This window comes from Campylobacter sputorum (assembly GCF_002220775.1).
Classification (GTDB): Bacteria; Campylobacterota; Campylobacteria; order Campylobacterales; family Campylobacteraceae; genus Campylobacter_F; species Campylobacter_F bovis.
Genome location: NZ_CP019685.1, coordinates 663762 through 678364 on the forward strand (window position 1 = coordinate 663762; position 14603 = coordinate 678364).

Sequence of the window (14603 nt, forward strand, 5' to 3'; positions counted from 1 at the left end):
CACTTTATATAAGCCAAACTTTTAATTTATGTGTTTTTATAGAATTTGGGATATTATCGCCAAAACATATCTCATATAGTTCTTTTAAGCTTAATACATAAAAGTTTCCAAATTCTCTGTTTGTTTGAGCTTGAAGTTTTTTAGAGCAAGTATCAAAAAGATAAAAACTAATTTCATCATTTACTACCATAAAATCAGCACCATTATCTATTGCATCAAGCATTATATCTCCTGCTATATTATAAGCTATTTGTGGCTCTAAGCTTAATATATTTGATACATCTGGAAATTTATCCATATCAAAGTTTATATTTTTTGCACCTAGCATTTTTGTAAATTTAAAGATATCATCTTTTTTTTGCGAGTATACTGCTATATTAAAATCATTAAGTTTATGCTTAAAATCTTTTTTCTCAGTCGATAAACACTCCTTTTCATTTTGATGTATGAAATTTGAGCTTGTAATATGTGGTGGTTTTATTTCGAGATATAGTGATGATTCTTTTAGGCGTTGTTTTAGTGTATGTATGATATTTTCTACATTTAAAACATCATTAAATATATATTTTGATATATCTATGTGATGATAAATTCCGTTTTTGGTATCGTTTATGATTTTTAAAAACTCTTTTTGTTTTTGTGGATATTTTTTTATCATTTCATTTACAAATACAAATGCACTTTCTGCGATATAATCATCTTTATAGGCTCTTAATGGAGATGCGTAATATAGCCATTGCAAACTTTTATAAAATTCAAAATCTTCTTTGTCGCAAAATGTAGAAAATTTATCAAAATGAGCCATAAAATCATCATCATTTATTTTTAAATCTTTGTAAACCCTAAGGGTGCTAAGCGGCTCTATGGTTATGCTTTTTCCAAAATAATTTATAATGTTTTGAATATTTTCGTTTATATTTACACAGATATTTGAGATTTTTACATGAGTTGTATTATCAAATTCAAAGTAAGGGTCTTGTTTTTTTATCTCTTCAAACATTTCTTCTAAAGTGGTAAAATATATGTCTTTAAATTCATAAGGTTTATAGTATCTTAATATATCTTTTTTAGTATCAAATCTAAACATATAAACTTCAAGCATATCTATCCTTTTTTTATATGATTTTATTCAAATTTAACTTAAATTGATTTTATGAAGCCATGTTTAAATAATTTTTTTATAAAATATGAAACTATGGATAAAGAAAAATTTATAATATCTCATTTTAAAAGCAAGTTTATAGGCGATGATTGTGCTGTTGTTGGAAATTTAGTTTATGCTAAAGATTTGTTTTGCGAAAATTCACACTTTAAAAAAGGTTGGCTAAGTCATAAAGAAATTGCGTATAAATCAATGATTGTAAATATTTCTGATATCATAGTCATGAATGCTTTACCAAAGTATGCTTTAATAGGACTTAGTGTCCCTAAAAATATAAAAAAAGATGATATAAAAGCTCTTTATGATGGATTTAACAAGGCTTGCAATGAATTTAATATAGAAATAATAGGCGGAGATACTATAAGCAGTGATTTGCTTAGTATATCTGTAACCATGATAGGAGAGCTTATTTCAAAGCCAACTATGAGAAAAAATCTTAAAATGGGAGATATTTTGTGCTTTACAGGTGAGCTTGGATCATCTTTAAAATCCCTACAAATACTTCAAAGACTTGGAAAGCCAAACTTAAAATCAAGATTTTTTAAACCTATTTTAAGAGATAAGTTTTTTTATAAATCTAGTAAATTTATAAATGCAGCTATGGATATAAGCGATGGTTTAAGTAGAGATTTAGAACGCTTGGCTGATATAAATGGTGTAAATTTTAAATTTATTAAAAAACTTAGTAAATTTGAACTAAGAAGTGGCGAGGAGTATGAGATACTTTTTAGTGTAGAAAAAAGAAAATTAAATAGAGTTTTAAATGAGGCTAAAAAAGCTAGGATAAAAGTAACGCCATTTGCAAAAGTTATAAAAGGAAGATATAAAAGATATGGAAAAACAGAACATTTTTAATAAAACATTTGTGTTAAACCATTCGCCTATAAATGCATATTTTTCTAAAAATTCAAATGATTTTGTTGTTAGAGAAGTACCGCTTTATGAGTGGAGTGGAGATGGAGAACATCTCATAGTTGAAATTCAAAAAAAAGATCTTACAACTTATGATGCTTTGCATTTATTAAGTGAAGTAAGTGGCGTGAAAATGCGAGATTTTGGTTATGCTGGTCTAAAAGATAAAGAAGGAATGACAACCCAGTTTATATCAATGCCTAGAAAATTTGAAAAAACATTAGAAAATTTTTCGCATCAAAAGATGAAAATATTAAGCTTAAATTGCCATAACAACAAGCTTAGAATAGGGCATTTAAAAGGAAATAATTTTTTTATAAAACTAAAAAAAGTAAATTCAATAGAAGCACAAAAACTCTCAGATGCACTTGCTACTCTTAATAAAATAGGTTTTGCAAATTATTTTGGTTATCAAAGGTTTGGTAAATTTGGCGATAATGCAGACGAGGGCAAGGCGATATTAAGCGGAAAAAAAAAGATAAAAAATACTAAAATTTCAAAACTCATGATTTCGGCATATCAAAGTAATCTTTTTAATGCTTGGTTGTCTAAAAGAGTTGAAATTTCAAAATTTTGTTCTGAGTTTAGCCAAAAAGAGATTGCAGATATTTATAAATTTGATAAAGATGTTATTAGAAATTTAAAAAATCAAACCCAGTTTTATAAGCTTTTTGATGGCGAAGTTTTAGGGCATTATCCATTTGGTAAATGCTTTATTTGTGAGAATTTGCAAAGTGAGCTTGAAAGATTTGCTAAAAGAGATATAACGAGTATAGGGCTTATTTTTGGAGGTAAAACCATACAAGCCAAAGGCTTAGCAAAACACTTAGAAGATGAAATTTTTTATGAGACAACTAAATTTATGGATAAACTTAATGGAACAAGAAGATTTGCTTGGAGTTATCTTGATGATTTAGAATATAAATACAATGAGGATATGGCACAATTTAGCTTAAGCTTTTATTTACCAAAAGGTTCATACGCTACTGTTATTTTAGAAGAAATTCTTCATAGAGATATTTTTGATGATTGTTGGTAAAAATATTTATAAATTAAATGTATAATCGCCACAAATATAATTTAAAGGATGAAAGATGAAAAAGATATTTTGTATTCTAACATGCTTTTGTGTTTTGGGTTTTGCAAAAACAATACAAATTGATGTTACAAAAGTAATTCCTCTTTATGAAAAACAAGCATCTAACACAAATTGTGATGTGAGCGGTTCTTCTGATGAAAACAATATTTTAGGAACTGTAATAGGAGGTGTAGCTGGCGGTGTTTTAGGCAATCAAATAGGCGGTGGCACTGGAAAAACTATAGCTACTATAGTAGGCGCTACGGCTGGTGGTTATACAGGAAATAAAGTTCAGGGAAATATGAAATCAAAAAATAATTGTGATAATACAACGCAAAGAGAAGTTTTAACTGGATATAAAAATATCGGATATTATAATGGCAAAGAGTATTATGAAATTTCAAATAAAAAACTAAATAGCATAACAATAGAAGTTAGATAAAATTATCTTGATTTTTATTTTCTTAATTAAGCATTAAAACAACAAGTGCTATAATAAAAAACTTTATCTATCGGGTAGTATTAATGAAAATAAAAGAAATTTTTATAGCAAGTGATCATGCCGGGTTTGAGGCTAAAGAATATACTAAAAATTTACTCTTAAAACTTGGCTATAATTTAGTTGATTTAGGATGTGATAATGCTGATATAAGCGTGGATTATCCTGATTTTGCTAAACTTCTTAGTCTAAAAATAACAGATAGTGAAATTTATGGAGTTTTGATTTGTGGTAGTGGGATAGGAATTTCAATTGCTGCAAATAGGTATAATCACATTAGGTGTGCATTATGTCACGACACTTATACTGCAAAACTTTCAAGACTTCATAATGATGCTAATGTTCTTGCTTTTGGTGGTAGAATTTTGGACATTGGCGAGATAAAAGATATCGTTGAAACTTTTTTTTCCACTGAATTTGAAGGCGGAAGACATCAGCGCCGAATTGACAAACTAAAGGTTTGATATGTTTACAAATTGGGTTGTTTTAACTTTTTTAATATGTGCTTGTATTTATCTTTTTGTAAAGGCATATTATTTTCGTTCGCTTCTTAAAAAAGAATCCTCTATAAAAGATTTTATGAAGAGTAATATAGATGACACTGAACTTCTTATAAGAAAACTTCAGGTTCAACTTCAGCGTTCTTTGGGTAATATAGATATACTTACAGAAGAGCTAAATAAAGTAAAATCTGATGTTGTTTCGCTAAGAACTAGAAATTCTCAATACCGAATAGAAAATGATAAATTAAGACAAAGAATAAGAGAGTTAGAAGGTAAAATAGAGGCATTATTATAAGGAAAATTTATGCAAGAACTTGATGAAAAAAGCAGACAATATCTTCTTAATAGTATAAGAGATATCAATGATTTCCCAAAACCTAAAGTTGTTTTTAAAGATATTACTACTCTTTTAAATAACAAAGTTGCATTTAATATGCTATTAGATCATTTAAGTAGTAGATATAATAACAAAAATATAGATTTTATTGCAGGTATAGAAAGTAGAGGTTTTATTTTCGGTGGAGCACTTTGTGCAAGATTAGGTATAGGTTTTATACCCATTAGAAAACCAGGAAAGCTTCCATATATGACTATTTCTCAAAAATATTCACTTGAATATGGAGTAGATGAGATAGAAATTCATGTTGATGCATTTAGTGGTATAGATAAGGCAAGAGTATTGCTAATAGATGATCTTATAGCAACAGGTGGAACAGCAAAGGCTTCTGTTGATTTAATAAAACAAGCTGGTGGAAATTGTATAGAAGCGTGTTTTTTAATAGATTTGATTAATTTAGGCGGAAGTAGAGATTTAAAAAAAATAGTTAATGTCTATAGCGTTTTAGAGGTATAGGCGTGGAAGATTATTTAAAAGATTTAATGCTTCAATACCACCAATATGCATATTTGATACTATTTTTTTGGTGTATTTTAGAAGGAGAACTTGCACTTATACTTGGCGGTATATTGGCCCATGAAGGGCATGTAAATTTAGGTCTTGCTATTTTTACAGCAGGACTTGGAGGATTTTTAGGAGATCAAATTTATTTTTATATAGGTAGATATAATAAAAAATATATAACTAAAAAACTTCACTCTCAAAGGCGTAAATTTGCTGTAGCACATTTATTGCTTAAAAAATATGGTTGGCCTATAATTTTTTTACAAAGATATATGTATGGTTTTAGAACCGTTATTCCTATGAGTATAGGTATAACTAGATATAGTGCTAAAAAATTTGGTTTTATAAATTTAATAAGTGCTTGGGTTTGGGCTGCAATTACAATAGCATTAGCTTGGTATTTTGGTCAACAAATTTGGGATATAGTTACTTTTATAGAGGAAAGATGGTATTTTGCTGTTCCTATAATACTACTCATAGTTGTTGGCTTTTTTTACACTATGAAAAAAATAGAAGCAAAAATTTTAAACGAAAGGAAGTATAGAAAAAATGCAATTTCAATTTGAAAATAAAAATATTAAATTTATAAAAGCTGATATTGAAATTATTTTTGTAATAGATAAAAACTTAAAACATAAATTTATACAAGATAGCGCAGAGTTTAAATTTTTTAATTACAAAGGTGATTCAGAGCTTTTTTTATGTGATAAAAAAAGACTTTATGTAGGTATAAAAAGCTTAGAGTATGATGAGTTAAGAATAGCTTCTTCAAAAGCTTTTAATATGCTTAAAAATTTAAATATAAAAAGTGCAAAAATAGCAATATATGCAGATAAATGTATAAAAATGAGCATACAAAGTGTGGTTGAAGGTTTTGAATTATCTAGTTATAATTTTGATAAATATAAGAGCGAAAAAAAGAAAATCAGTTTAAATAAAGTTATTTTTTCTAATGATGAGTATAACGACAAAAAAATAAGTAAAGAAGAAATTCAAGATGGTATTTCGCATGGTCTTATAATGGCAAAAGCTACAAATTTCACAAAAGATATAGTAAATGAAATTCCTGAAATTTATACACCTATCAAAATGGCAGAAGATGCCAAAACTCTTGCAAAAACTTTAAAAAATGTTGAGTGCAATGTGTTTGATGAAAACTTTTTGAAAAAAGAAAAAATGAATGCTTTTTTAGCAGTAAATCGCTCAAGCACAAATCCTCCCCGTCTTATACATCTTATTTATAAACCAAAAAAACCTTTTAAAAGAATTATTTTTGTTGGTAAAGGTTTAACTTATGATAGTGGTGGACTTAGCTTAAAGCCAAGCGATTATATGGTTACTATGAAGAGTGATAAAAGTGGTGCAGCAGCTGCACTTGGGATTATAAAAGGAGCAAGTGAACTTGAACTTCCTTTTGAAATTCATGCTATTTTGGGTGCAACTGAAAATATGATAGGTGGAAATTCATTTAAACCAGATGATGTATTGATATCAAGAAGCGGTGTAAGTATAGAAGTAAGAAATACTGATGCCGAGGGTAGGCTTGTTTTGGCTGATTGTCTTAGTTATGCTCAAGATTTTAAGCCAGACATACTTATAGATATGGCTACATTAACCGGAGCTTGTGTTGTTGGACTTGGAGAATATACTAGTGGAATTTTAGGAAATAACGATGAATTAAAGTATAAATTTAAAACACTTATGAAAAAAAGTGGAGAGCTTGCAACGGTGCTAGATTTTAATCCATATCTAAGTGAACTTATAAAAAGCAATATCGCAGATGTTAGCAATAACGCATCTAGTAGATACGGCGGATCAATAACTGCAGGGCTATTTTTAGATAAATTTATAAAAGATGAGTATAAAGATAAGTGGATTCATCTTGATATTGCTGGACCTGCTTATGTTGAAAAAGCTTGGGGTTATAATACTTTTGGTGCAAGTGGAGCTGGGGTTAGAATGAACCTGTATTTTATGCAAGAGTTAGCAAAGGAGATATAATGGGGCTTGGCGTTGGCATAGTAGGACTTCCAAATGTTGGAAAATCAACAACTTTCAATGCTCTTACAAAAGCACAAAATGCTGAGGCTGCAAACTATCCTTTTTGTACTATTGAGCCAAATAAGGCCGTAGTTCCTGTGCCTGATTTTAGATTAAATGAACTTGCAAAGATAGTAAATCCAAATCGCATAGTGCATTCTATGGTAGAATTTGTAGATATTGCTGGTCTTGTAAAAGGAGCTAGTAAAGGAGAGGGATTAGGAAATAAATTTCTTTCAAATATTAGAGAAGTTGAAGTTATATTGCATATGTTAAGATGTTTTGAAAATGAAAATATAACTCATGTTGAGGGAAACATAGATCCTATAAGAGATATTGGTATTATAGAAACAGAGCTTATTTTAGCAGATATTGAACAACTTAGTAAAAAAATAATTAGATTAGAAAAAGACACAAAAAGCGGACAAAAAGGTGCAAAAGAATTGCTTAGTATAGCAAATGAGTTGTTAGAACATTTAAATGATGGAAAAAATGCATCTTCTTTTGATAAAAAAGATGATGAAGTGTTTATCTCTTTAAATAAAGAGCTAAGACTTCTTTCGGCAAAAGAAGTTATTTATGTTGCAAATGTTGATGAAGATGCTATTGTAGAAGATAATAAATATGTAAAAAATGTTAGAGAATATGCTGCAAAAAGTGGTCATGAAGTTGTAAAAATTTGTTCTAAAATAGAAGAAGATATGATAGGACTTGAAGATGAGGAAGCTATTGAATTTTTAGAATCAATTGGTGGCGAAATTAGTGGATTAAATCAAATTATTAGAACAGCTTTTAGAAAATTAAATTTAATAAACTATTTTACAGCTGGAGTTCAAGAAGTTAGGTCTTGGACTATAACAAATGGTTGGAAGGCACCAAAAGCAGCCTCTGTTATACATAATGATTTTGAAAAAGGTTTTATAAAAGCTGAAGTTATAAGTTATGATGATTTTATTACTTATAAAGGCGAAAGTGGTGCAAAAGAGGCTGGAAAGTTAAGATTAGAAGGCAAAGAATACATAGTAGCTGATGGCGATGTAATGCATTTTAGATTTAATGTTTAGATTATTTTTTACCTTATGGATAATCCATAAGGTAAATTTTATGCACCGATATCTTTTAATATATCTTTAACTGCTTTTTCAATAATATCAACTGATTTTAATTCTACTTTTTCATTTATGCTATGAGGATTAAATATATTTGGTCCTATAGAAGTTGCGAGTAAGCTCTCGTCTTTGCCTATAAAAACACCACATTCAAGACCAGCATGAACTGCTGCAAATTTGGCATTTGGTGAGTATTTTTTAAGGGCTTTTAATACAATTTCACTAAATTCGTTTACTTGAGGATTCCAAGGTGTTGTTTGGTTTTGGAATTTAAAGTCAAAACCAAAGCACTCACATAGAGTTTTTGTTTCAAATTTGCTATTTTCCAAGCCTTCTTTAGACATAGATCTTGCAAAAAATAGCACTTCAAACTTACCTTCTTTTTCTTTAGCGGTTGATAAATTTATACTATCTCCTGGTATTTTTAACTCTTTATTATAAGTTCTAACGCCTTGTGAAAAAAGTACAAGCATATTTAATAAATCATCACTAAAGTCGTAAATTTCACAATCTTGTTTTCCTATTAAATTTGCTTTTATGTATTCTGGTGTGTTTTTTATCTCTGTATCAAAAACTGCTATTGCACTAGCATTTGCAGCTATTGAGTTTCTTCTTTCGCCACCATCAAATTTAGATATCTTTCCGTTATTTTCTTTTATAAATTTAACTAGAAATTTTATTGCATTTGGTATGTTTTGATCTATTTGTGTGCCGCTATGACCGCCAGGAAAACCACTTAAATTAAGCTCATAAACAAATCCATTGTGAGGTATTTTTTTGATAATTTTGTTTGCATACATATCTACACTTCCTGCACAACCTATGGAAACTCTATCATCTTCTTCGCTATCAAGGTTTAAAACTTTACCGCTTTTTATTTTATAGTTAAATTTAGCAGCTCCCCAAAGTCCGACTTCTTCATTGTTGGTAAAAATAACTTCTAAATTTTTAAACTCTTCCATCATAACCATACTTATCGCAATACCAATTCCATTGTCTGCCCCTAAGCTCGAGTTTTTTGCTCTTAAAAATCCATCTTTTTGCTCTAAAACCAAATTTGGTGCATCTCCCACACACACCATATCATAGTGGCTTTGCAAACATACTTTTGGATCGCCTTTTATGGCATAAATGTTTCCAGCTTCATCAACTTTAGCCTCAAAACCGCATTTTTCACAATGTTTTAACAAATATTCTTTTAATTCATCTGTTTGAAAACTAGCGTGTGGAATTGCACAAATTTCTTTAAAATAATCCATAACTTTTTTCATACTTTCTCCTTAAATGTTTTATCTTTACTTTTGCAAATATCATTTAAAATACATTTATCGCATTGTGGTTTTATGGCTTTACAAACATATCTTCCAAAAAGCACCATAGCTTGGTGAAGTTTATTAAGATCCGTTTTAAACAATCTTGTAAGATCAAGTTCTGTGTTTTGTGGAGTTTTTGCTTTGCTTAAATTTAGTCTATGAGCAACTCTAAAAACATGCGTATCAACAGCCATTACATTTTCATTTTGCCACTCAAGCAATACAACATGTGCTGTTTTTTGTCCAACACCTTCTAAACTCATCAAATCTTTTTCGTTTAATGGAATTTCTGAGTTAAAATTTTCAACCACATTTTTTGCCATTTTTATTAAATTTGAAGCTTTGTTGTTAAAAAAACTACATGAATTTATTATTGTTTTAAGACTATTTAAATTTGCTTTTGAAAGCGAGATGACATCAGGATAATTTTCAAACAAACTAGGAGTTATTAAATTTACCCTTTTATCAGTGCATTGTGCCGAGAGCATAACGCATACTATAAGTTCATAAAGGTTATTAAATTTAAGTTCGCTTTTTGCATCTTTATAATTTTCTATAAGACGAGATTTTATTGTTAAAATATCTTTTTTATTCATGAATTTAAGTTTATCTAAATATTGATTAATTTTTTTTAAAAAAGTAAGTTTTATTTATAAATGATAAATTTGTTTTATGATATAATTAAAACTGTTTATTTAAAACAAAAAAATAAAGGAAAATTTATGAGAAAATTAGTTTTTACAACACTTAGTTTAGCTACGGCTATTAGTTTAAATGCAGCGGTTTTAGCAACTGTTAATGGGCAAAACATAACATCTGAAGAACTTGAGGCAATCCCTGGTATACAATTAAATAAAATGTCGCCAGAACATAAAAAGCAACTTATTGATCAAGCAATAGAATATAAACTTATAGTAGATGATGCTAAAAAAATCGGTATTCAAAAAGAGCCTGAATATACAAAATCTTTGAAAAATTTAGAAGAAAAAATAATGGCTGATATTTATATGAAAAAGATTTTTGATGATATAAAAGTTAGTGAAGCAGATATTAAAAAATTTTATGATACAAACAAAGATAGACTTTTTAAAAGACCTGGACAATTAAAAGCTAAACATATACTATTTGCTATAGATAATGAAAAAGGAGCAAAAGATGCTATAAAATCATTACAAGCATTTAAAGGTAAAGATTTAGAAAATAAATTTGCAGAACTTGCTAAAGAAAAATCAATAGATGATGGAAGTGCAAGACAAGGTGGAGAGCTTGGATGGTTTGAAAAATCAAAAATGGTAAAACCTTTTGCTGATGCTGTAGCAAGTCTTAAAAAAGGCGAACTTAGTAAAAATCCAGTAAAATCACAATTTGGTTATCATGTTATATTAAAAGAAGATGAAAGACCAGAAGGAACAATACCTTATAATGATGTAAAAGATGAGGTAGAAAATTCACTTAAATTGCAGCAATTTAAAGGCAAAATGCAAAGTAAGATTCAAGATTTAAAACAAAATGCAAAAATAACTTATTCTAAATAAAAGGTGATAAAATGGGCGTTTTAGATGTAGTAAAACCAGGTGTATTATTTGGTAATGATGTTGTTAGACTATATGATTATGCTAAAGAAAATGGCTTTGCGATTCCTGCTGTAAATGTGGTTGGTAGCAACTCTATAAATGCGGTTTTAGAAACAGCTAAGAAAGTTAATTCGCCCGTTATTATCCAATTTTCAAATGGAGGCGCTAGTTTTTATGCAGGCAAAGGTTGTCCAAATGCTGGTGTAATAGGCGGGATTGCAGGAGCAAAACATGTTCATATTTTATCTGAACACTACGGGATTCCAGTTATTTTGCATACAGATCATGCTGCAAGAAAACTACTTCCTTGGATAGATGGTTTAGTTGAGGCAAATAAAATATATTTTGCTAGGCATAAAAAACCACTTTTTAGCTCTCATATGCTTGATTTAAGCGAAGAAAGTTTAGATGAAAATTTAACAACTTGTGAAGAATACTTTAAAAGTTTTAAAGAACTTGGTGTTTCAATAGAAATTGAACTTGGAGTAACTGGTGGCGAAGAAGATGGTGTTGACAATACTAGCGTTGATAATGCACTTTTGTATACACAGCCAAAAGATGTGGCTTTAGCGTATGAAAGACTTTCTAAGATAGGAGATGCTTTTAGTATAGCTGCTAGTTTTGGTAATGTTCATGGTGTTTATAAACCAGGAAATGTTGTTTTAAGACCCGAAATTTTAGCTAATTCTCAAAAATATCTAAAAGAAAAATTAAATTTAAAAGATGACAAACCTATTAAATTTGTTTTTCATGGTGGAAGTGGAAGTGAGATAAAAGACATAAAAGATGCCGTAAGATATGGCGTTGTTAAAATGAATATAGACACAGATACTCAGTGGGCATTTTGGGATGGTGTAAGAGAATATGAACTTGAAAATAGAGCTTATTTGCAAGGTCAAATCGGCAATCCAGATGGTGAAGATAAGCCAAATAAAAAATATTACGATCCTAGAAAATGGCTAAGATGTGGCGAAGAAAGCGTTATAAAAAGACTTAGTGTGGCTTACGAAAATTTAAATTGTGTCAATAAAAATTAAGGTAGTTTTAATGGATTTGAAAAATGATGCATTTTCTGAGTTAAATTTAAGTGAGATTCAGGCTAGTCAAACTAGATTGGTTTATTTTAAGATTATAGTTTTGCCTACTATCTTTTATATTGTGTTTTTATTGGGATATTTTAAATATATAAATTTTGAAGTTGGTTTGCATACTGTAATTATGATGGGTGTTATTTATATTGTATCTTTGATTTTTGCAAGACATAGTGCAGAGCTTGGGTGCAGTATTTTCGAGCATCAACTTGATGAATTTAAAAAAGATTTAAGAAAATACATCATAAAAAATTTACTTACAATAGCTGGTGAAAAAAGATCAAATGCCGGTTTTGATGAATTTGTAGAAAACCATTCAAGACATGCAAGAAACGAGCATTTTGCATCTGTTGGAGCAGTTGTTTTTCCAATGCTTGGAATTCTTGGGACATTTCTTAGTATTGCTATTTCTATGCCAAAATTTGAAACTGAGAATTTTGGTAATTTAGAAATAGAAATCTCAGGGCTTCTTAGTGGTGTTGGAACTGCATTTTATATATCTATTTATGGTATTTTCCTTGCATTATGGTGGTTGTTTTTTGAAAAATATGGTATGAGTAGATTTGAGAAAATTATAAATAGACTTAGAAATGATACAAGCGGATTTTTTTGGACAAAAGAAGATATAGAACAGAGATATCTAAGTGAGAGTTTAAAACATTTTGATAAAATAGGCGTTATTTTCGGTTATGTTGCAAATCAAGAGTTTTTTAATGAATTAAATAATTCTGTTGAGAAAAAATTTGAAACATTTAAAAATATTCTTCTTACAGAAGAAAAAGCAGTCAAACTTAGCTCAGAACATATAAAACATACTTCAGATATGCTTCTTCGCTCGCAAAGAGATCAAAAAGATATAGTAAAAGTTCATGCAGAAATGTTAAACATACTTCATGCATTTAGTTCAAATCTTAAAGAATTGCAACTTGATTTTTCTAAACAATATACTAGATTGCACGATCTTTCTGAAGATAGATTGAGTAAGATAGAAAAAATAATATCTACTTTTGAAGAAAATATTTATAAATTTAATCTTTCATTAAGTAAATTTAGTGAAAATATTTTAGATAAGCAAAAGATATCTATGGAAGGTTTTCAAAAGAGCATTTTTGAGGGAATGAAATCTTTTAAAGAGGTTTTTGAAAAAGAAAATTCTGATATTTATGATACAAATAGCGAAGAGATGATTGGTGAATATAAGAAAAATGTTGATAAATTAGATGAAGAGGTTAATAAAGTTTTAGATAAAATTAATAAATTAGATGAAGATATGTCCCAAGAAAGTAGTAAATGAAAGTAAAAAACTCTCATAACGATACAAATAGTAATTTTTGGATAGCTTATGCTGATTTGATGGCTGGATTACTTTTTGTATTTATTCTTGTTTTGGGAGCTATTTTTATTAGATATTTCTTTGCAAAACACGATTTAAGTATCCTTAAACAAAATTTAATTTTAAAAGAACAAAATTTAGAACTTAGCAATAAAGAACTTGAAAAAAAACAGAAAATTCTTAGCGATGTATTGCAAAATTTAAATGCAGCACAAGACCAAAACAAACAACTAGAAATTTTAAACGAGTGGATTAGTGCAAGACTTATTGATTTAGAATCAAATGCTACCAAACTTGAAAGCTCAAATTTGACATTCAAGCAAGAATTACAAGATGCAAACCTAACGCTTAATGATCTTAACTCAACTGTAATTATGCTTCAAAATGAGATTTTAAATTTACAAAGTGTTATTGCTGATAAAGATATTAAATATAATGAACTTTATAGCGATTTTAATGTTACAAAACAAAAAGTAAAAAGTTTAAGTGGCATAAGAGTAAAAGTTATAGAAACTTTGCAAAAAGAGCTTGGAAATGACATTAAAATAGACAAAAATAGTGGAGCTATATCTCTTCTTTCATCAGTACTTTTTGATGTGGTTTCATGGAATCTTAAAGAAGATTCAAAAGAGTATTTAAAAAATACATTGCAAAAATATCTTAATGTTTTACTTAGCGATGAAATTCGTCCAAATATCGATCAAATTATGATAGAAGGGCATACAGATAGTGATGGCGGCTATCTTTACAATCTTGATTTATCTCAAAAAAGAGCTTATGAGGTTATGAAATTTATATACACTTGGAATAATGACAAAAATTTACAAAAATATCTTGTAGCAAGCGGAAGAAGTTTTTTGGATACAATTAAAAAAGATGGAATAGAAGATAAAGTTGCATCAAGAAGAATAGAAATAAAATTTTCCATCTCAAACAAAGAAGCTATGGAAGAGATAGAGAAATTTCTGGAGCTTAAAAATAACTAGAATTGATAAAATTTCTTTTAGAAATGTTAATTTTTTCATTTTAAGAGATGATTTAATTGACGGTGATTTTAATGGAAATAAAGCTAGAAAGTTAGAGTATTT

The 14603-nt window shown here is 28.7% G+C and carries 16 protein-coding genes; 13 read left to right on the forward strand and 3 right to left on the reverse strand.

Annotated features, from left to right (window positions below):
- Positions 1-4 precede the first annotated feature (4 nt).
- Entirely contained in the window at positions 5-1102 is a 1098-nt protein-coding gene (locus CSPB_RS03365; RefSeq protein WP_089193143.1) for a DUF5644 domain-containing protein, read from the reverse strand.
- A gap of 93 nt (positions 1103-1195) precedes the next feature.
- On the opposite strand from CSPB_RS03365, the gene CSPB_RS03370 reads away from it, so the two are divergent.
- The 9 genes from CSPB_RS03370 to ychF all read left to right on the forward strand — a co-directional run bounded on the left by CSPB_RS03370 (position 1196) and on the right by ychF (position 8159).
- Positions 1196-2017: a thiamine-phosphate kinase gene (locus CSPB_RS03370; RefSeq protein ID WP_033915610.1), complete on the forward strand. Its 822-nt coding sequence runs from the start codon at positions 1196-1198 to the stop codon at positions 2015-2017.
- On the forward strand, positions 1995-3113 hold the full coding sequence (gene truD / locus CSPB_RS03375; RefSeq protein ID WP_089193144.1) for a tRNA pseudouridine(13) synthase TruD: 1119 nt from the start codon (positions 1995-1997) through the stop codon (positions 3111-3113). Before CSPB_RS03370 ends, truD begins: the two co-directional genes overlap by 23 nt.
- A gap of 55 nt (positions 3114-3168) precedes the next feature.
- Positions 3169-3594, forward strand: a complete 426-nt coding sequence (locus CSPB_RS03380) for a glycine zipper 2TM domain-containing protein (protein WP_089193145.1) — start codon at positions 3169-3171, stop codon at positions 3592-3594.
- 83 nt (positions 3595-3677) lie between these two features.
- Positions 3678-4115: a ribose 5-phosphate isomerase B gene (gene rpiB / locus CSPB_RS03385; RefSeq protein ID WP_089193146.1), complete on the forward strand. Its 438-nt coding sequence runs from the start codon at positions 3678-3680 to the stop codon at positions 4113-4115.
- A gap of 1 nt (position 4116) precedes the next feature.
- Positions 4117-4449, forward strand: coding sequence for a membrane protein (locus tag CSPB_RS03390; RefSeq protein WP_033915535.1), 333 nt, complete (start codon positions 4117-4119; stop codon positions 4447-4449).
- A 9-nt stretch (positions 4450-4458) separates the two neighbouring features.
- On the forward strand, positions 4459-5007 hold the full coding sequence (apt, locus tag CSPB_RS03395) for an adenine phosphoribosyltransferase (RefSeq protein WP_089193147.1): 549 nt from the start codon (positions 4459-4461) through the stop codon (positions 5005-5007).
- A gap of 2 nt (positions 5008-5009) precedes the next feature.
- Entirely contained in the window at positions 5010-5621 is a 612-nt protein-coding gene (locus CSPB_RS03400; RefSeq protein ID WP_089193148.1) for a DedA family protein, read from the forward strand.
- Positions 5605-7056: a leucyl aminopeptidase gene (locus CSPB_RS03405; RefSeq protein ID WP_089193149.1), complete on the forward strand. Its 1452-nt coding sequence runs from the start codon at positions 5605-5607 to the stop codon at positions 7054-7056. Before CSPB_RS03400 ends, CSPB_RS03405 begins: the two co-directional genes overlap by 17 nt.
- Positions 7056-8159, forward strand: a complete 1104-nt coding sequence (gene ychF, locus CSPB_RS03410) for a redox-regulated ATPase YchF (RefSeq protein ID WP_089193150.1) — start codon at positions 7056-7058, stop codon at positions 8157-8159. The genes CSPB_RS03405 and ychF overlap by 1 nt, the downstream gene beginning before the upstream one ends.
- A gap of 38 nt (positions 8160-8197) precedes the next feature.
- Here ychF and CSPB_RS03415 read toward each other — a convergent pair whose 3' ends face one another.
- Together CSPB_RS03415 and nth are read right to left on the reverse strand one after the other, a co-directional pair.
- Positions 8198-9475, reverse strand: a complete 1278-nt coding sequence (locus tag CSPB_RS03415) for a M28 family peptidase (RefSeq protein ID WP_089193151.1) — start codon at positions 9473-9475, stop codon at positions 8198-8200.
- Positions 9472-10113, reverse strand: coding sequence for an endonuclease III (gene nth / locus CSPB_RS03420; protein WP_089193152.1), 642 nt, complete (start codon positions 10111-10113; stop codon positions 9472-9474). Before nth ends, CSPB_RS03415 begins: the two co-directional genes overlap by 4 nt.
- Positions 10114-10239: 126 nt before the next feature.
- Between nth and CSPB_RS03425 the strand changes: the two genes are divergently transcribed.
- The 4 genes from CSPB_RS03425 to CSPB_RS03440 are packed head-to-tail and all read left to right on the forward strand — an operon-like array spanning position 10240 to position 14501.
- Complete coding sequence (locus CSPB_RS03425) at positions 10240-11052, forward strand: peptidylprolyl isomerase (protein WP_089193153.1); 813 nt, start codon at positions 10240-10242, stop codon at positions 11050-11052.
- An 11-nt stretch (positions 11053-11063) separates the two neighbouring features.
- A complete protein-coding gene (fbaA, locus tag CSPB_RS03430; protein WP_089193154.1) occupies positions 11064-12128 on the forward strand; it encodes a class II fructose-bisphosphate aldolase in 1065 nt (354 codons plus the stop codon).
- A 10-nt stretch (positions 12129-12138) separates the two neighbouring features.
- Positions 12139-13476 (forward strand): MotA/TolQ/ExbB proton channel family protein, encoded by a 1338-nt coding sequence (locus CSPB_RS03435; RefSeq protein ID WP_089193155.1) that lies wholly within the window; start codon positions 12139-12141, stop codon positions 13474-13476.
- On the forward strand, positions 13473-14501 hold the full coding sequence (locus tag CSPB_RS03440; protein WP_089193156.1) for an OmpA family protein: 1029 nt from the start codon (positions 13473-13475) through the stop codon (positions 14499-14501). Before CSPB_RS03435 ends, CSPB_RS03440 begins: the two co-directional genes overlap by 4 nt.
- Positions 14502-14603: the final 102 nt, after the last annotated feature.